The organism is Gluconacetobacter sacchari, assembly GCF_014174255.1.
Lineage (GTDB): Bacteria > Pseudomonadota > Alphaproteobacteria > Acetobacterales > Acetobacteraceae > Gluconacetobacter > Gluconacetobacter sacchari.
The window spans coordinates 36,922-53,766 of record NZ_JABEQJ010000026.1; the positions used below are offsets into that span (position 1 = coordinate 36,922).

Annotated in this window: 16 protein-coding genes and 1 pseudogene; 2 read left to right on the forward strand and 15 right to left on the reverse strand. The window is 68.3% G+C overall.

What is annotated here, in order from left to right:
- Window positions 1-96: 96 nt before the first annotated feature.
- From HLH48_RS17060 to HLH48_RS17090, 7 genes are all read right to left on the reverse strand, one after another.
- Complete coding sequence (locus HLH48_RS17060) at window positions 97-1,068, reverse strand: D-2-hydroxyacid dehydrogenase (protein ID WP_182998691.1); 972 nt, start codon at window positions 1,066-1,068, stop codon at window positions 97-99.
- Between the two features lie 154 nt (window positions 1,069-1,222).
- Entirely contained in the window at window positions 1,223-2,002 is a 780-nt protein-coding gene (locus HLH48_RS17065) for an SDR family oxidoreductase (RefSeq protein ID WP_182998692.1), read from the reverse strand.
- A gap of 17 nt (window positions 2,003-2,019) precedes the next feature.
- Window positions 2,020-2,763 carry an aspartate/glutamate racemase family protein gene (locus HLH48_RS17070; RefSeq protein ID WP_182998693.1) on the reverse strand — a complete coding sequence of 248 codons (744 nt, stop codon included), beginning with the start codon at window positions 2,761-2,763 and terminating at the stop codon, window positions 2,020-2,022.
- Between the two features lie 13 nt (window positions 2,764-2,776).
- Window positions 2,777-4,000 (reverse strand): pyridoxal phosphate-dependent aminotransferase, encoded by a 1,224-nt coding sequence (locus HLH48_RS17075; RefSeq protein WP_182998694.1) that lies wholly within the window; start codon window positions 3,998-4,000, stop codon window positions 2,777-2,779.
- Window positions 4,001-4,135: 135 nt separating this feature from the next.
- Window positions 4,136-5,593: a cytochrome-c peroxidase gene (locus HLH48_RS17080; RefSeq protein ID WP_182998695.1), complete on the reverse strand. Its 1,458-nt coding sequence runs from the start codon at window positions 5,591-5,593 to the stop codon at window positions 4,136-4,138.
- Between the two features lie 127 nt (window positions 5,594-5,720).
- Window positions 5,721-7,142, reverse strand: coding sequence for a sensor histidine kinase (locus tag HLH48_RS17085; protein ID WP_182998696.1), 1,422 nt, complete (start codon window positions 7,140-7,142; stop codon window positions 5,721-5,723).
- Entirely contained in the window at window positions 7,139-7,810 is a 672-nt protein-coding gene (locus HLH48_RS17090) for a response regulator (protein WP_182998720.1), read from the reverse strand. Before HLH48_RS17090 ends, HLH48_RS17085 begins: the two co-directional genes overlap by 4 nt.
- Before the next feature lie 133 nt (window positions 7,811-7,943).
- Between HLH48_RS17090 and HLH48_RS17095 the strand changes: the two genes are divergently transcribed.
- Window positions 7,944-8,411 carry a hypothetical protein gene (locus HLH48_RS17095; protein ID WP_182998697.1) on the forward strand — a complete coding sequence of 156 codons (468 nt, stop codon included), beginning with the start codon at window positions 7,944-7,946 and terminating at the stop codon, window positions 8,409-8,411.
- On the opposite strand, the gene HLH48_RS22965 is transcribed toward HLH48_RS17095, so the two are convergent.
- On the reverse strand, window positions 8,294-8,866 hold the full coding sequence (locus HLH48_RS22965) for an MFS transporter (protein WP_408871461.1): 573 nt from the start codon (window positions 8,864-8,866) through the stop codon (window positions 8,294-8,296). The two genes, HLH48_RS17095 and HLH48_RS22965, sit on opposite strands and share 118 nt — an antisense overlap.
- Complete coding sequence (locus HLH48_RS23810; protein WP_408871462.1) at window positions 8,757-9,980, reverse strand: MFS transporter; 1,224 nt, start codon at window positions 9,978-9,980, stop codon at window positions 8,757-8,759. Before HLH48_RS23810 ends, HLH48_RS22965 begins: the two co-directional genes overlap by 110 nt.
- On the opposite strand from HLH48_RS23810, the pseudogene HLH48_RS23815 reads away from it, so the two are divergent.
- Window positions 9,891-10,667: pseudogene (locus HLH48_RS23815) on the forward strand (LysR family transcriptional regulator); the annotation flags it as partial. The gene HLH48_RS23810 and the pseudogene HLH48_RS23815 sit on opposite strands and share 90 nt — an antisense overlap.
- 108 nt (window positions 10,668-10,775) lie before the next feature.
- Here the strand turns inward: HLH48_RS23815 and HLH48_RS17110 are convergent.
- From HLH48_RS17110 to HLH48_RS17135, 6 genes are all read right to left on the reverse strand, one after another.
- Window positions 10,776-11,222, reverse strand: a complete 447-nt coding sequence (locus tag HLH48_RS17110) for a DMT family transporter (RefSeq protein WP_182998698.1) — start codon at window positions 11,220-11,222, stop codon at window positions 10,776-10,778.
- Between the two features lie 24 nt (window positions 11,223-11,246).
- Window positions 11,247-12,500, reverse strand: a complete 1,254-nt coding sequence (locus tag HLH48_RS17115; protein WP_182998699.1) for an arsenic transporter — start codon at window positions 12,498-12,500, stop codon at window positions 11,247-11,249.
- 25 nt (window positions 12,501-12,525) lie between these two features.
- On the reverse strand, window positions 12,526-13,779 hold the full coding sequence (locus tag HLH48_RS17120) for an MFS transporter (protein WP_182998700.1): 1,254 nt from the start codon (window positions 13,777-13,779) through the stop codon (window positions 12,526-12,528).
- 95 nt (window positions 13,780-13,874) lie between these two features.
- Window positions 13,875-14,480: a nitroreductase family protein gene (locus HLH48_RS17125; protein WP_182998701.1), complete on the reverse strand. Its 606-nt coding sequence runs from the start codon at window positions 14,478-14,480 to the stop codon at window positions 13,875-13,877.
- Window positions 14,481-14,543: 63 nt separating this feature from the next.
- Window positions 14,544-15,293 carry a pirin family protein gene (locus tag HLH48_RS17130; protein ID WP_246387429.1) on the reverse strand — a complete coding sequence of 250 codons (750 nt, stop codon included), beginning with the start codon at window positions 15,291-15,293 and terminating at the stop codon, window positions 14,544-14,546.
- A complete protein-coding gene (locus HLH48_RS17135; RefSeq protein WP_182998702.1) occupies window positions 15,290-16,840 on the reverse strand; it encodes an efflux transporter outer membrane subunit in 1,551 nt (516 codons plus the stop codon). The genes HLH48_RS17130 and HLH48_RS17135 overlap by 4 nt, the downstream gene beginning before the upstream one ends.
- Between the last annotated feature and the right edge of the window lie 5 nt (window positions 16,841-16,845).

Sequence of the window (16,845 nt, forward strand, 5' to 3'; positions counted from 1 at the left end):
ATCTCCCCGCCATCAGGCGAACCGTTTACGATGCAGATCGACTTTAGGGGGGTGGGCGGTACCGTAAAGCCGAAATCGTCCAGCCCCTCCCGGCCGTCAGACGATCTGGTTCTTCAGCGGTGTTCCGGCTTCGAGCGCCGCGATGTTCGTCATCAGGATATCGACGACGTTGCGCTCGTAGAACTGCGTCTCGCCCGCCGCATGGGGCGTGACGACCACATTGTCCATCGACCACAGGGGCGAGGTGGCGGGCAGGGGCTCCTCGACGAACGTATCGAGCGCCGCGCCGGCGATCCGTCCGGATCGCAGCGCCGCGATCATGGCGTCCTCGTCGACGACCCTGCCGCGGGCGACATTGATCAGCACCGCGTCCGGGCGCATGGCGGCGAAGGCATCCGCGCCCATCAGGCCGACCGTCTCGGGCGTGAGCGGGCATGTCAGGATCACCACGTCGGCCTGCGGCAGGGTGGCCAGGAAATCCCGGTTCGAGATGACCCGCACGCCCACGGGCTGCGTTGCGGGGACCGAGCGGCGCATCGCGATGACGTTCATGCCGAACGCCGCGCACAGCCGGGCAACGCGGGCGCCGATCCCGCCGAAACCGACGATCAGCACGGTCTTGCTGTCCAGTTCCTGCAACCGGTCCTTCGGGTTGCTGCTGGTCGGGCGCCAATAGGCGTTCTTCTGGTCGTCGCGGGCTTCGTACAACCGGCGTGACAGGGTCAGGAGCAGGCCCAGCGCGTGATCCGAAACGGCGTTCGCGTTCACGCCCTGGGCGCTGCACAGATGGACGCCGCGCGCGCGGAACAGGGCATGGTCGTAATGATCGACGCCGGCGCTGACCGACTGCACAAGCTTGAGTTTCGGCGCCCAGTCGAGAACATGGTTTTTCCAGAGCATGGACACGACCAGGATGTCGGCCTCGCCGATCACCGCCTCAAGATCCTGGAGATTGGTGACCTGGGTGCAGGGCGGCGGATCGGGGTGGCGTTCCATCTCGCCCTTGAGGTCGTAATGCGCGTGCGCGACACAGACGTTGGGCCGTGCGCCGATCCATGGTTTTATCATGTTTCATTTCCATCCGTTGCAGGAGAAAAGGAGGGGAGGAAACCGGCCTCCCGCGATCGTCTCTGTCCTGCGATGGAACATATTATTCCTATTCCGGAATGAGAAGGCAAAATGCCTCCCGCATATATTCCATTCTGGAATGTTTCAGGCCTGTCTAGAACAGGCCGCGATAGTCGCCGCCATCGACCAGCAGGCTCTGGGCCGTGATGAAGCCGGCCTTGTGCGAACAGAAGAACGCGACGGTCGCCGCGATCTCTTCGACGTCGCCGAAGCGTTTCGCGGGGTTGCCGGCGGCGCGTTCCGCCCAGATGCTGTCGTAGCTGCGCCCGGTCATGTGCGCGAGGTCGCGGACATGGGCATGTTGCGCCGCCGAATCGATGATGCCGGGCAGGACATTGTTGATCGTGACGTTCCGCGCCACCAGTTGCCGGGCCAGGCCGGACGAGAAGGCGACCAGGCCCGACCGCGCGGCGTTCGAAAGCGCCATTTCCGCCTGTGGGTTCTTCACGCTGCGGGACACGATGTTGACGATGCGGCCAAAGCCGCGCGCGCCCATGCCGTCGACCGCCAGCCGGATCATCTCGATCGGGGCCAGCATCATCATGTCGACGCCGGCGATCCAGCGGGCGCGGTCCCAGTCGCGGAAATCGCCCGGCGGCATGCCGCCACCGTTATTGACCAGGATATCGGGCGCGGGGCAGGCATCGAAGATGCGCCGGCGGTCTTCGTCGCGCGTCAGGTCCGCCGCGACGGGCACGGCCTCCCGGCCGGTCCGGGCGCGCGCCAGCGCGGCGGTTTCCTCCAGCGCGCCCAGGTCGCGCGCCACCAGCGTGACGGCCGCGCCCTCGGCCGCCAGGGTCAGGGCGATGGCCCGGCCCATGCCCCGGCTGGCGCCGCATACGATCGCCCGACGGCCCTCAAGTCCCAGGTCCATGCCCCTGCCTCCAACAGTTACAGGCGCGAATGCGCGCGGGAGAAGGTTCGTGGCCGGATGCCGGCCACGAACCATGTCACCATCGAATAGATATCATACACCGGCAGGCCGGTCGCGGCGGCGACGGCCGCCGCATAGGGGGGCATGTTGGTGCATTCCAGGACGATCGCACCGATATCGGGGGTGTCGCGCACCAGCGCGCGCGCGGCCTCCACGACATCGCGCTCCGCCAGGCCGATATCCATCCTGTCGCTCTCGGCCTTGATGAGAACGCGAAAGAATTCGGCGCCGTTCTCGGTGCCGGCGACCGGCGTATCCGCCGGCGCCCCGACGGCCGCGAGATGGGCGGGGGTCAATGCCGCCGCGCAGACCGTGACGACGCCCGCGCGCCGGCCGGGCGGCAGGGTCGCATTGACCCACGGAATTTGCATGAGCGCGGACGTCGCGACCGGAACGGCGAGGGCGCTGGCCAGTCGCGGCTGGAGCAGGGCGAGAAAGCCGCAATTGGTGGTGATGGCCGACACGCCCAGGTCGATCAGCCGCCTGCCGGCCCTGATGAAATGGTCGAGCCGGTCGCGCGGATCGCCAAGGACGATGCGTTCGGGCGTGGCGCCCTCCACGACGCAGAACTGGACCGGAAACGGCCAGGTCTCGGCATTGCCCATGTCGCCCGGAATGCGCGGGAAGCGGGCTTCCAGCATCAGGATGCCGAGCGGCACGCCATAGATGGCCCGCCCGCCCCGTGCGATCATGTCCGCCATCGTCCGCCGTGTCCTATCCTGCCAGTAGTCGGTTGACGCCTGTCTTCAGGCGGTCGAGCGCGTCGTCGATCATCCTGTCGGATGCCGCATAGGACAGCCGCAGATATCCCGGCCCGCCGAAGCAGAAGCCGGGGACGATCGCGACATGGCATTCATGCAGGAAATACCGGCACAACGCGGCATCGTCGGCGATATCCCTGCGTTTCAATTCCGGCCTGGCAAGCAGGGCGCGCATGTCCGCGAAGGCATAGAACGCCCCGTCGGGCAGCAGGCAATGGACATGCGGGATCGCGTTGAGGCCGGCGACGATCCTGTCCCGGCGGCCGCGAAAGGCGTCGCGCCGGCTGGCGATGACGTCCTGCGGCCCGTCGAGGGCCTCGATCGCGGCGACCTGGCTGATCGAGCAGGGGTTGGACGAACTCTGGCTCTGCACCACCGCCATGGCGGCGATGATCTCCGGCGCGGCGGCGGCGTAGCCCACCCGCCAGCCGGTCATCGAATAGGCTTTCGACACGCCGTTGACGGTGACGACGCGGGGTTTCAGGTCCGGGCATGTCGCCGCCATCGTCGCGAACGGCGCGGTGTCATAGAGAACATGTTCATAGATATCGTCCGAGATGACGCCGACATGCGGCGCCGCGCGCAGCACCTCGCCCAGGGCCGCGAGATGCGCCGCCCGGTAGACCGCGCCCGTGGGGTTGGAGGGGGAGTTGAGCAGCAGCCAGCGCGTCCGGGGCGTCAGGGCGGCGGCAAGCTGCTCCGGCGACAGGCGGAAGCCGGTTTCCTCCGAACACGCGACCACGCGCGCCATGCCGCCGGCGAGGCGGATCATGTCGAGATAGGTTGTCCAGCACGGTGACGGAACGATCACTTCGTCGCCCGGATTCAGCGTGGCCATCAGGATATTGAAGAGGACCTGCTTTGCGCCGGCGCCGATGCTGATTTCGTTCTCGGCATAATCCATGCCGTTTTCGCGCCGGAACTTGCGGCGGATCGCCGCCTTGAGTTCGGCGGTGCCGTCGAGGGCCGTGTAACGGGTCTGGTTGGTCGATATGGCGTTGATTCCGGCCAGCTTGACATTGTCGGGGGTGGGAAAGTCGGGTTCCCCCGCACTGAGGGAGATCACGTCGTCATGCGAGGCCGCCAGGTTTCGGGCTTCCGCGCCGATGCGGATGATCTCTGAAACGCCGATACCGTTCAGCTTTGCGGATCGTGAGAATTCTGGCCAGCGCCCCATGATTGCTTTTTTCCCATCACTCTGGCTGATCATGCGTTCCTAGCAGGTCGGGCGCGGGCGAGCCTGTGCGTTCGGCATACTTTTTGTACGGAAATCATTCCATTATCAGGATGATGGGGGCGGGGAAAGGGCCTGCTACTGGCCGGCGGCGCGCAGCGGCGGCTCCGCCGGCACGTCCTTGAGGTCCATGCCCTGGAATTTTCCCGTCAGGGTCTGGAGGAAGGCCGCGATATCGGCCACGTCCCGATCCGCGATATGACGATCCGGTGTCTGGTAGCGCGCCATGACCCGGATCGCCTGCTCCAGGGTCTTGGCGCTGCCATCATGGAAATAGGGCGCGGTCAGTGCGACATTCCGCAGGTTCGGAACCTTGAAGCGCTGTAGATCGGCCTTCGATTGGGTGACCGCGAAGCGGCCCATGTCGACCGATGTCAGCGGCTTGTCGCGGTCCTGGAAATAGGGGCCTTCAAGCCCGAGGATTTCGAACGCGTCGCCGCCGACGGCGACGCCGCTGTGACAGCCCGAGCAGCCGATCTGCTTGAAACGTTCATAGCCGCGCAGCTCCTGCGCGGTCAGCGCCTTTGCGTCGCCCTTCAGGTACAGGTCGAAGCGGCTATCCGGTGTGATCAGGGTCTTTTCATATTCCGCGATCGCGTTGGTCACGGTCTGCTCGGTCACCGCGTTGGGCCCGTACAGGCTTTCGAAAGCTGTCGCGTATTCCGGCACCGCGGCAATGGCGGCAGCCACGCCCGCCCAGTCATGCGACCCCATTTCGACGGGGTTGGTCACGGGGCCGGCGGCCTGGGCGGCCAGGTCGGCGGCGCGGCCATTCCAGAACTGCGCCAGGTTGAACACCGCATTATAGACCGTCGGGGTATTGATCGGCCCCTTCTGGCCATTGATTCCGGTGGCGGTCACCATGTGGTCGACCCCGCCTTCGTTCAGGCCATGGCAACTGGCGCAGTTCAACTGGCCGTTGCCCGACAGGCGCGTGTCGAAGAACAGCGTGCGCCCCAACTCGGCCTTCCGCCAGTCGACCGGCACGCTTTCGGGAATGGGCTGGATGACTTCGCCGGCGAAGTGCGGGGCAACCCCCGGCGTGGCGTAGTATCGGCGCCGCTGGTCCTGGATCCAGGCCAGGATGTCCCGCCGCTGGCGCGCGTCCAGATAGGCGTGCCAGTGAAGGGCCAGATAGGCCCATGGCGGCATCCGATTCTGCGCGATCACTTCCTCGATCCGCGAGAGCTGCTCGACCGAGGGCGGCTTGCCGGCCTGGAACGCCGCGATGACGGGCTGGAACTGGAAGTGACGCTGGCCCTGGGTCAGGTCGCGGGCCATGATCTGGTTGGCGAGCGGCAGGCTGAAGTAGAAGGGCAGGTCGGTGCCGGCCACATGGCAGTAGTCGCAGCGCGCCTCCTGAAAGGCCGCGAAGGCCTTCATGGACACGGGGTCGTGCAATGACGGACTCCCGGCGGGGATCTGCGGCGCGCCCGCATGGTCGAAATGCACGAGATAGGCGACCGCCCCGCCGTAGGCGACGACACCCAACGCCACGATGCCGGCAAGTGTCTTTTTGACTGGACTCAGCGACAAGGCACGGTCTCCTTTCCCTGAAGGAAAAACACGACGATATGACTCAATCCATTGGTTAACGCACACAGAAAAAATCGGTTTCTGGGCCGGCGCGCGCCAAGGCCGGCGGGAATGGCGGGCGGTCCGTTCAGGCGCCACGCAATGCGATCGTGACCGAAAGGCCGCCGAGCGTCGATCGTTCCAGCATCACCGAGCCGCCATGCAGGGCACAGAGTTCACGGGTAATCGCCAGCCCGAACCCCGTGCCGGCCGATTGCTCGTCCAACCGTCGCCCCTCATGCGTCACCAGATCGATTTCGGCGTCGCTCAGCCCGCGTCCGTCGTCCTCGATCGTGATGCGCACCCGTTTCCCGTCGGCCCGGGCCGTGACGCGCACCCGTCCCGCCGCGTGCCGCCAGGCATTGTCGAGTACATTGCCCAGGAGTTCGTCGAGATCCTGCGGATCGCACCGCACATGCAGGTCGGATGGCACGTCGAGGTCCGCATGGCATGGGGACTCGGCATGAATGCGCGCCAGCGCCTCGGCCAGGTCCTGGAGACGGGGCAGCAGAATGACGGCGGGCGAGGCGACGCCGCCGCCGGCACGCGCCCGGCCCAGATGATGGCGGATATGGCGTTCCATCGTCTCGACCAGCAGGCGCAGCCGCGCGCCCTCCGCCCCCGGCGCGTCCGCCAGGTCCAGTTTCAGGGATGCCAGCGGTGTCTTGAGGCCATGGGCCAGGTTCGACACATGGGTTCGCGCCTGCGCGACCGCGTTCTCGTTGGCAACGATCAGCCCGTCCAGTTCCTCCACCAGCGGCACCAGTTCGGTGGGCTCCGAGACGGCGATCCGGCGCAGGCGCCCGGCCTTCACCTCGGCCACCATGCGGCGTAGCCGGACGACCGGCCGCAACCCGACGCGGATCTGCACCGCCAGCGCCGCCAGCATGATCCCGCCCATGGCGAGGACGCTTTCGGCCAGAGGCGTCGCCGCGGCGCGCAGGGGCTGCTCCACGATCTCGCGCGGCGCCGCGGTCACGATCGTGACCTGTCCGGCGCCCTGGCCGAAGGCGGCCACCCGGTAATGCACGGCGTGGCCCTGCGCGTCCCGCCCGTCCATGGGGCGCAGATCCGGCGGCATGCCATGAAGCCGCAGCGCATCCGCGATGCCGAAAGGCGCGCCCGGACGCGGCATATCCGGCGGGGCCGGCGGCGGGTCCCGCAGCCGGTCCGACAGCGGATCGGGCGGCAGCGACAGCGCCTGGCCGCCCAGCGAGACCGACCGGACGATACCGAACGGCCCCCTGGCCTCCCACACCCAGCCGGAGCCCGGCTGGTCGAAGGGCGGCAGGTCCCCCGCATGCAGGGCGGCGGCGGGATGATCGGGATTGCGATCCAGCGTGCGCGCGATCAGCGCGATCTCCGTGTCGAGGCGCAGATCGAGCGTCTGGAGCACGAAATGCCCGAACACCCCGGCGATGACCGACGCCGAGACGGTAATGCCCAGCAACAGCGCGCCGCCCGCCGTCACGAGCAGGCGGCCGGTCAGCGAGCGCGGCAGCAGCCTCATGAGGAGGCGTCGCCCGCCGTCAGGCGATAGCCGCGCCCCCGGATCGTCTCGATCATCCCGGCACCGATCTTGCGGCGCAGGCGGCCGATGATGACCTCGATCGAATTGGATTCGACCTCCGCGCCCCCTTCATAGACCCGCTCGAACAGGTCCAGCCGCTCGATGACCGCTTCCCGCCGCATCATCAGGCAGGACAGGACGCGCCATTCGAGCGCGGTCAGCCGCAGCGGCATCCCGTCGCGTTCGAACTGCCCCGTCTGGGCGTCCATCATCAGCGCGCCGCACACGATCCGGCTGCCGGCATGTCCGGCGGCCCGACGGACGAGGGCGCGCAGGCGCATCACCAGCTCTTCCATGCGGAACGGCTTGACGAGATAATCGTCGGCGCCGGCCTTGAACCCCCGTACCTTTTCCGACCAGCCATCCCGCGCCGTCAGGATCAGCACCGGCAGGGGCCGCTGCGCCTTGCGCCAGGCATGCAGCACGCCGATGCCGTCCAGGGTGGGCAGTCCAAGGTCCAGCACCGCGACGTCATAGGCCTCGGTACACCCCAGATGCGCCGCGTCCTCGCCATCGGCGGCGCTGTCCACGGCGAAATATTCCGCGCGCAGGGCCGTGGCGATCCGGTCCGACAGGGCCGCGTCGTCTTCCACCAGCAGGATCCGCATACCGTCCACCCTCCCTGTCCAGGTGGCGTTGCTAGCGCCGGAAAGCTGAACACAGCCTGAACGGGCGGGTTCAGCGTCCGTCAGGCCGGCCCTGATAGGTATCGATCCGTTCCAGAGCAGAGGATGCATCATCATGACGGACATTGCCAAAGCCCCGCGGGCACGGCGCCCGGTCGCCCTCGACGCGGCGATCGCGACGGGCTTCGCCCTCGCGGGCGCGGTCGCCGGAGGCGCTTTCGTGGCATGGACACGGCCCGCGATCGAGATCGCGCCGCTTGCCCCCGTGCCGATCGCGCAACTCGCGGCGGCGACCGGCCCGGTCACGATCCGCGCCCGTGTCGCGGAAATTTTCGGTCACGATGCCATCGTCGCGGATGCGACCGGACGGGCCCTGGTCGATTTCGGCCCCGGCGGCGATACGGCACCGTTGGTGACGGTGGGCGCGACCCCGCTGATCCAGGGCGTGTTCGACCAGGGAATCCTTCACGCCACCTTCCTGCAGGACGAAGCGGGGCATGTGACCGCACTCGGGCCGCCGCCGCCGCCGCCGCCACCACCACCGCCACCACCGCCACCACCACCTCCTCCTCCCGGCGGATGACACCCTCCGCCACCGCCGGCATCCGGCCGAATGCCGGCGAATCCCAGCACCGCGCCGAGACCGAGCAGGACGACCGTCACCAGCAACGCCTCATGCATGCCCCGGATGAACGGCCCCGTGCCGTCATGGCGGACGAGATACCCGAACAGCGCCACCCCGATCATGCCGCCCACCTGCCGCGCCGAATTCAACAGCCCCGAGGCGATCCCGGCCCGGGCATGTGGAACGGATGTCAGGGTCGCGTTGGTGATCGTGGGAATGGCCAGCGCGATGCCGCTGCCCGCCAGCCGCATCGGGCCGGCGAGCGACCAGTAGGAACCCGCCGTCGACACCGGCAGCAGCAGGCTATAGCCGAGCGCCGACAGGCCCATCCCCATCGCCGTCAGGCGATGGGGGCCGACGCGACCGACGATCCGCCCGGCCAGGACATTCATGATCGCCAGCATGGCCATCATCGGCAGAAAGGCCAGTCCGGTCGCCTGCGGCGAATAGTGCCGGACCGTCTGGAAATAGAGACTCAGCATGAAGACGCCGCCATAGAACGCCAGATTGGCGATCAGCCCGATCGCCGTGGCACTCCGCAGCGTCGCGTCCCGAAACAGGTCCAGCGGGCAGCATGGCGGACGGATTGCCCGCTTCAAGCCGGAGGAACAGCGCCCCGAGCAGCCCGGCCGCGACAAGGCCCGCGCCGACGACCGGGTCGGTCCAGCCACGGCCGCTCGCCTCCGTCAGCGCCATCGTCAGCCCCGACAGCGCAAGGGCGGCGGCGATCTGGCCGGCGAGGTCGAGCCCGCGACGGGGGTGTTTCGGCGAGGCCGGCGCATGGCGCGCGGTCAGCCAGAGACCGAGCACGCCGATCGGCAGATTGACGAGGAAGATGGCGCGCCAGCCCGCGACGGCGATCAGGAGCCCGCCGACGACCGGCCCCGCGGCAAGCGCGATTCCACCGCCGGCACCCCACCACCCCACCGCCCGATTGCGTTCCTCGGGGTCGTGAAAGGCCTGACGCAGCAACGAGAGCGAATTCGGGACCAGGAGCGCGGCCCCGATCCCCTGCACGAACCTGGCCCCGTTCAACAGGTCCAGGCCGGGGGCAAGGCCGCATCCCAGCGATGCGAGCGTGAACAGCGCAAACCCGGCCATGAAGACCGGCCGCGCGCCGACCCGGTCGCCGAGCGCCCCGGCCGTCAGCAACAGCGCCGCGAAGGCCAGCGTATAGGCGTTGACGACCCATTGCAGGCCGCTCATGCCAGCCCGGAACGCGGCGTGCAGCGCCTCCAGCGCCACGTTGACGACGCTGACATCCATCAGGACGACGACAAAGCCAAGGCATGACGCCACCTGCACGAGCCTGGACGGACCGATCGATACGCGAGACATGCAGACCCTTTCCCTGCCCGGTGTGCGGGCACCATCAGGGATCGACGGTCGGTGCGTAAATTCCATATAATCTCGTCCCAGACCGGGAAAAACGCACAGATGTTCGATTGGGAAGACCTCCGCCACTTTCTCGCCGTCGCCCAGGCGGGAACGTTGTCGGGCGCGGCACGCCGTTTGAAGGTCGATCATGCAACGGTCAGCCGTCGGCTGGCGGCGCTCGAGACGTCGTTGCGGATGAGACTCGTCGACCGCCTGCCGCGATCGTGCCGCTTGACGCCGACGGGAGACCAGATCGTCCGGCTCGCCTCACAGATGGAGGCCAGTGCCTTCGCGATAGAGAGAACCGTTCACGCCGCGCGATCGCCTTTCGTCGGCAAGGTCACCGTCAGCGCGCCGCCGGTCCTCGCGACCAATGTCTTCGCCGGGCAGGTTCTCGCCTTTCACAGGCGGCATCCCGACATCCAGCTTTCCATTGCCAGCCAGGCGCAGCAGGTTTCGCTCAGCCGGCGCGAGGCCGATATCGCGGTGCGCCTGTCGCGCCCCACCGAGGCCAGCAGCGTCACGCGCCGGCTCGGCAGCATGGCGTTCGCGCTCTTCGCGCGCCGCGACTACGCCCGGCGCGACCAGCCCGCGGCATGGGAATTCATCGCCTATGACGCGCAATATGCCGATATGCCGCACCAGCACTGGCTTCTGGCCGTCGCGGGCTCCCGTCCCGTCGTCTGCGAAGTCAGCGACATCACCAGCCAGCACGTCGCGGCGCGCACGGGCATCGGCGTCGCGGGCCTGCCCTGCTTTCTCGGCGATGCCGACCCGGCCCTGGAACGCCTGCCCTGCGATGGCGCGGATTTTTCCAGGGAAATCTGGCTCGTCGTCCACGCGGATCTGAAGCACGCGCCGCAGATTCGCGCCGTGACGGATTTTATCGTCGCGACCATGACAGAATCCGGTCTTGGACCGGACCCGCGTCGCCAGGGCCGCCCGTCAGAACCTGGCGATCAGCGTGACCCCCGCGATCATCAGCCCCGCTCCGGCGATCCGATAGGGATTGAGCGCATGGGGCGCCATATGCAGGAGGCCGAAATGGTCGATCAGCAGGCTGGCGATGATATTCGCCGTGATCGTGGCGCCATTCACCGGCCCCGCGCCCAGCTTCCGGATCAGGAGCAGGCCGGCGAAGACCGCGACGGCGCCGGTCACGCCTCCCAGCGGCGCCCACCACGGCATCCGCGCGACATCGCCCACGGTCGGCAGCGGCCTGGGCATGCAGGCAAAAAGACCGATCGCCAGGAACAGCACGAGCAGGAACGAGATGGAGGTCGCCAGCCACGGATTGACCATGGACCGGTTGAGCGCGCCGTTCATCACGGCCCCCACCGCTTGCAGCATGCCGGCGACGAAGATGAAGGGAAAAGCCCATGATGCGTTCATGACAGGGTCCTCCGACAGGGTAGGTCAGCCGATCAGCAGGCGCGCCCCCAATGCGCCGGCCAGCGCGGCCGGCATGGCGATCGCCCCGACTTTCAGGAATTGCAGGAAACCGACATCCTCGCCCTCGCGGCGGATCACCTGAAGCCACAGGATCGTCGCCAGGGACCCGGTGATGGAAAGATTGGGCCCCAGATCGACGCCGATCAGCAGGTTGTCGACCATCAGACGCGGCACGTCCGACTGGCCGATCGCCTCGCTCGCGATCAGGCCCGCCGGCAGGTTGTTCATGATATTCGACACGAATGCCAGAATGGCCCCCGGCCACAGCGACGCGGCGGGGCCGCCGCTGGCCGCCGCCCCGTGCAACGCGTCGGCGATCAGGCGAACGAGGCCGGTGCGCTCCAGCGCGCCCACCAGTACGAACAGCCCGGCCACCAGCGGCAGCACGCCCCACGAAATCCGTCGCGCCAGGGCAAGGGGCGGGCGGCGCGCCAGGGCCGAAACGCCCAAGGCCGTCGCCATGCCGGCCACCGCCGTCGGCAGGCCGAGCGGCCGATCGAAGGCGGAAACCGTCACCAGCAGGACCGCCGTCAGCGCGATTCCGGCGAACGCCGCCTTGCCCCCCGCGTCGAGCCGCGTCGCCGCCACCTGGCGCGCGCAGCCCTGGCGCAGATGGCCGCGTTCGAGGACGCGCAGCACGAAATAGGTGATCGCGATCGCCAGGGCCGACGGCAGGGCGAAGGACGCCAGCCACGTGCCGAGGGGCGGCAGGTGGCCGTCATACAGCACGAGATTGGCCGGATTGGACAGCGGCAGCACGAAGCTGGCGGCATTGGCGATCAGCGCGCAGGCGAACAGCATCGGCAACGGGTCGGCCTCCGCCCTTTTCGCCGCGGCGAACACCGCGGGCGTCAGGACGACGGCCGTGGCATCGTTGGACATGAAGGTGGTGACGGCGACGCCCGTCAGATAGACCAGCGTGAACAATCGCGTGGTCGAGCCCGCCGCGTGATTGACGGCGAGCGTCGCCAGCCAGTCGAACAGGCCATGAACGCGCGCCGTTTCGCTCAGCAGCATCATGCCGGTGAGGAAGAGATAGACGTCCGCCCCCCTGAAAAGGGAGTCCGTCGCGGTGGAAACCGGAATCAGCCCGGCGACCACGAGCAGGAGCGCGCCCGATACCGCCCAGATCCATTCCGGCAGGCGAAAGGGCCGGATGATCACGCCCGCGGTGGCAAGGGCGGCGATCGTCCAGATCGCCTCACGGTCGAAGGTCATGTCGCGTTGCCATACTCCACGGAACTCACGCCGCCCGGTCGCTCGCGGGTCTGATGATGGGGGCGAAGCCGATCCAGAGAAGCAGCGACAGGACGGCGAGGCAACCGAGCGTGTAGAACGCGGCGGGGTATCCGAGTTCCTCCGCCATCCACCCGCCGAGGGCAGGGGACAGGCTGGCGCCCACGCCCTGGGCGGTCATGACCATGCCCTGTCCGACATTGACACGGCCTGTCCCGTCCAGGAGGCGGGCGACCAGACCGGGCACGGCGACGCTTTGCAGCCCCGCGCCGATGCCGTCCAGCGTCTGCACCGGCCAGACGCCCCAGTGCTGGATGAAGGTGCCGGCAAGCAGGCCACGCAAGGGCAGGGCGGCAAAGGACACCAGCAAGACCACCCAGTAGCCGCGGCGCGCGACGAAGCGCGCGGCCAGCAGGCTGGTGACGATCATGACGGCCTGCGCGACGACGACGGTCGCGGCCGTGAACATGGCGGGGTCGCCCAGCCCGGCACCCACCACGGCCATGCCGTAGAGGGGCAGCATGGCCGCATTGCCGAGATGGAAGAAGCACAGGCACGCCGCCAGGACGATCAGGGGCTTGTGGCGGAAAAACGATCCCGGGCCCTCGGCCCGGTCATGCAGGGGCCGGCCGGCGACGCGTTCCAGCCCGCGCGCGGCCTGGTGATCGATGGCCCGTTCCGGAATCGCGAGCACCGAGGCGACGGCCAGCACGCCGAAGGCGGCGGACAGGAAGAAGATGGCCGGCAAACCGAAACGCCAGCCCAGCCAGCCCGACAGGCCCGCGCCGACCATGTTGCCGGCGTGGTTCCACGCCTGATTGCGCCCCATCTGCGCGGCGAAGCCCTGCTGGCGGACGATCCCCAGCGTCATGCCGGCCATGGCGGGGCCGATGGCGGCGCCCGCGATGGCCGTCGCCAGTTGGCTGAGCGTCACGACCATGGCCGATTGCGACACCAGGAGCAGAAACGAGCCCAGGATGGTGCAGAGCCCGGTGACGACGACGACCAGGCGTTTCCTGCGCGTGTAATCGATGAAGGCGCCGGTGGGAATCGTCGCCACCATGCCCGCGATGCCGCCGATGGTCATCACCGACCCGATCGGACCGGTGCGCCAGCCATGATGTTGCAGGAAGATGCCGAGAAACGGCCCGATGCCGGCCTGCACGTCGGCCATGAAGAAATTGAGCGCACACAGGCCGAAGAGCGTGCGGTGCCAGGGATTGCCGTGCATCCGCGTGCCTGCGGCAATCGTAGGCATCATGAAACCTAATTCCGTACGCGGGTCATGCCTCTTAATCATGCGGCATAAGGTACGATCAGTCAAGCGTTTCCTGTCGAAAAACCACGTGCCCGCCGTCAAAACCTGTCATAGGCGATGATATCGGCATCCGCGATCCGTCCGCCATGCGGCGGCAGGTCGCCCATGCCCTTTCCGATCGCGACGAACATGACCAGCGCATGGTCCCTGGGCAGGCGGACGATCTCCGCGACCTGCTCGAAATCGAACCCGTCCATCGGGCAGGTATCGTAGCCGAACGCCGCCGCCGCCATCATCAGGGCATAGGCCGCCATGCCGGCGGAACGGAAGGCCTCGTCGCGCTGCATGGCCGGGTTGTTTTCATAATACTGGGTAATCATCGAGACATATTTCTCGCGCATCGCCTCCGGCGCGTCCTTCCAGTAGCGCCCCGGGTCCTTCGCATAGGCATGCATGTCCGCGCACAGGACGATCAGCGCCGAACATTCCTCGATCTGCGGCTGGTTCCACGCCACCGCCTTGATCGCGGCCCGCACGGCGGGGTCGCGCACCACCAGGAAGCGCCAGTTCTGGATATTGAACGCGGTCGGCGCGGTGCGGGCGGCATGCAGGATGGCGGCCAGGGTCTCGCCCGGCATCTCATGGCCCGCGTCGAAATGTTTCACCGCGCGCCGCGCATGCATCGTATCCAGGATCTCGTTCATCTCGTCCTCTCCTTCTCTCTGGCCCGTGGCGCGGTCCCGCCCGGCTTCACGGCATCGTCCGCGTCAGTCCGAATCGCAGATGACGAGCGTCGAGGGGTCGCGCGCCCGCACGACGATCGTCTCGCATCCCGTAATCGCGACGCCGCACCCTGCGTCGGCCTCCTGGCCGGCGATGTCCACATGCCCCGCGACGACCAGCGCATAGACGCAGCGATCGGCATAGGTCGGGATGGCGGCCTGTTCGCCGGCCGCCAGCGCGACACGCAGCACCCGGGCGCGCGCCTTCAGCGGCAGCGGGTCGCCCGACCGGCCCTGGTCCGCCTCCTCCGGATCGTCGGCGGGAAAGCCGCTGGCGAGCAGGGCATGCGCCTGCCCCATGCGGTCGCCGCCCCGGCGCAGGCCGATCGTCGGCTCTCCGCCTTCCTCCTCGGGCATCAGCCAGAGATGCAGGAACGACGCCGGCGCCCCACCGGTCTTCCATGTCGCCTGGGCCACGCCGGCACCGGCGCTGACGACATGGCAGTCGCCCGGCTTCAGCAGGCTGTCGCCAAGCCCGTCCACCAGCACCGCGACCATGCCGTCCAGCGCGATGGTCACGATTTCGACCGCGCTTTCATGCGCCAGCCTGAACGCGGCATCGGCGTCCAGCGCGACCCGGTTCAGCACCCGCAGCCGTCCCCAATGCAGCGGGGCCGGATGGCCATAGTCGCGGAACGCGAAATGACAGTCGAGCGTGACGCCATCCTGGGCCAGATGGCCCAGTTCGGCGGGGGGGCGTACCTTGATCATCCCCGCAGTCATCTCGGGCGTCATCCCTGGCGTCCTCCCTGTCCGGCCCGCTGGGCCGTCGCCAGCGGAAGGTCCGCCTGCCAGCCGCCGCCGAGCGCGCGGTACAGCCGGGCCACCGAGACCGAAACCGCCGTCGTCGACTGCACGAGCTGGTTCTGGCTGGCCAGGAGCGCGTTCTGCAAGGTCAGCACGTTCAGGAAGTCCGACGCGCCCTGCACATATTGCTGCTGGGCCAGCCGCACGGCCGTCTCGTTCTGCGCCACCGTGTCTTTCAGCCGGTCGCGCTGCTGCTGCGCGGCGGAGAAATCGGCCATGGCATCGTCGATTTCCTGCCACGCCTTGAGGATGGTGCGCTGGAGGTTGATCGCCGCCTCCTTCTGCTGCGCGCGGCGCAGGCGCAATTGCCCGGTCAGCCGGCCGCCCTCGAACAGCGGCAGCGTCATGGTCGGGCCGAACCCGTACTGCCGCGATGCCCAGGACCCGAGCCCGCTGAATTGCAGCGCCTGCACGTCGAGGCTGCCGGACAGCGTCACGCGCGGAAAGAAGTCCGCCACGGCCACGCCGATGCTGGCGGTGGCGACGTGCAACTGCTCCTCGGCCATGCGGATGTCCGGCCGGCGCTCCGCCAGTTCCGACGGCAGGCCGACGGGCACCGCGTCGGGCACCGGCGGAATCGGCGCCGGCGTGCCGAGTTGCGCGCGCAGCGCGCCCGGCTCGCGCGCCACCAGGAAGCTCAGCGCGTTGATCAGATGCACCTCCTGGCTGCGCAGGATCGGCAGGCGCGACTGGAATTCGCTGAGCTGCCCGCGCGAATCCGCCACGTCCAACTGGGTGGAGGCGCCCTGCGCGAAACGCAGGCTGGTCAGCGAGACGCTGTGCCGGGCGATGTCGATATTGCGGTCGACGATGGCGATCTGCGCCTGCACGCCGCGCAGGTCGAGATAATCCTGCGCGGTCTCGGCCATCAGCGACACCAGCACGTCGCGCTGCATGTCCTGCGTCGCCCTGACCGCCGCGGTCGCGGCCTCGACCTGGCGCCGGACATGGCCCCACAGATCGACCTCCCACGACGCGCTCATGCCGTATTGCGGCAGGTTGAAGGACGGGTTGCCGACCGTGCCCGGCACCGCCACGGGGCCGAAGCCCTGCGCGCCGCTGGCGACGTCGCCCGCGCCGGCGCGCTCCAGCGTGCCCAGCAGGCCCAGGATGCCGTTGGTGCTGGCCCGTTCGCGCGCGTAGGAGGCATTGCCCTCGACATGCGGAAACTGCGCGGCGCTCGCGATCCGCCGTTCGGCCAGGCTCTCCGCCAGGCGATAGGCGCTGGCGCGCAGGTCCAGGTTGGCGGACGCGACCTGCTGCTCCAGCGCGGTCAGCACCGGATCGCGATAGATCGTCCACCAGCGCGGATCGGCGGGGTTTTCCACCGGGTGGCTCCCGGCATCGGCCAGGCCGCGATGCCAGTGCGGCGCGCTGGCGACATCGGGCCTGTGATAGTCCGGCCCGACGGTGCAGGCGCCCAGCAGAAGAAGGGTCGTCAGGCTCGCGAGCCGACGGTATGCAGCCTTCGCCATCACCC

Excerpts from the sequence above, each read along its gene's own strand:
- HLH48_RS17065 (WP_182998692.1), bottom strand. The coding sequence starts at position 2,002 with ATGGACCTGGGACTTGAGGGCCGTCGGGCGATCGTATGCGGCGCCAGC.
- HLH48_RS17135 (WP_182998702.1), bottom strand. The coding sequence starts at position 16,840 with ATGGCGAAGGCTGCATACCGTCGGCTCGCGAGCCTGACGACCCTTCTT.
- HLH48_RS17085 (WP_182998696.1), bottom strand. The coding sequence starts at position 7,142 with ATGAGGCTGCTGCCGCGCTCGCTGACCGGCCGCCTGCTCGTGACGGCG.
- HLH48_RS23810 (WP_408871462.1), bottom strand. The coding sequence starts at position 9,980 with ATGATCGACCTTCAAACGGCGTGCCGCGCCCGACAACGTTCCCGCCTG.
- HLH48_RS17095 (WP_182998697.1), top strand. The coding sequence starts at position 7,944 with ATGACGGACATTGCCAAAGCCCCGCGGGCACGGCGCCCGGTCGCCCTC.
- HLH48_RS22965 (WP_408871461.1), bottom strand. The coding sequence starts at position 8,866 with ATGATGGCCATGCTGGCGATCATGAATGTCCTGGCCGGGCGGATCGTC.
- HLH48_RS17090 (WP_182998720.1), bottom strand. The coding sequence starts at position 7,810 with ATGCGGATCCTGCTGGTGGAAGACGACGCGGCCCTGTCGGACCGGATC.
- HLH48_RS17125 (WP_182998701.1), bottom strand. The coding sequence starts at position 14,480 with ATGAACGAGATCCTGGATACGATGCATGCGCGGCGCGCGGTGAAACAT.
- HLH48_RS17110 (WP_182998698.1), bottom strand. The coding sequence starts at position 11,222 with ATGAACGCATCATGGGCTTTTCCCTTCATCTTCGTCGCCGGCATGCTG.
- HLH48_RS17060 (WP_182998691.1), bottom strand. The coding sequence starts at position 1,068 with ATGATAAAACCATGGATCGGCGCACGGCCCAACGTCTGTGTCGCGCAC.
- HLH48_RS17120 (WP_182998700.1), bottom strand. The coding sequence starts at position 13,779 with ATGATGCCTACGATTGCCGCAGGCACGCGGATGCACGGCAATCCCTGG.
- HLH48_RS17075 (WP_182998694.1), bottom strand. The coding sequence starts at position 4,000 with ATGGGGCGCTGGCCAGAATTCTCACGATCCGCAAAGCTGAACGGTATC.
- HLH48_RS17115 (WP_182998699.1), bottom strand. The coding sequence starts at position 12,500 with ATGACCTTCGACCGTGAGGCGATCTGGACGATCGCCGCCCTTGCCACC.
- HLH48_RS17130 (WP_246387429.1), bottom strand. The coding sequence starts at position 15,293 with ATGACGCCCGAGATGACTGCGGGGATGATCAAGGTACGCCCCCCCGCC.
- HLH48_RS17070 (WP_182998693.1), bottom strand. The coding sequence starts at position 2,763 with ATGGCGGACATGATCGCACGGGGCGGGCGGGCCATCTATGGCGTGCCG.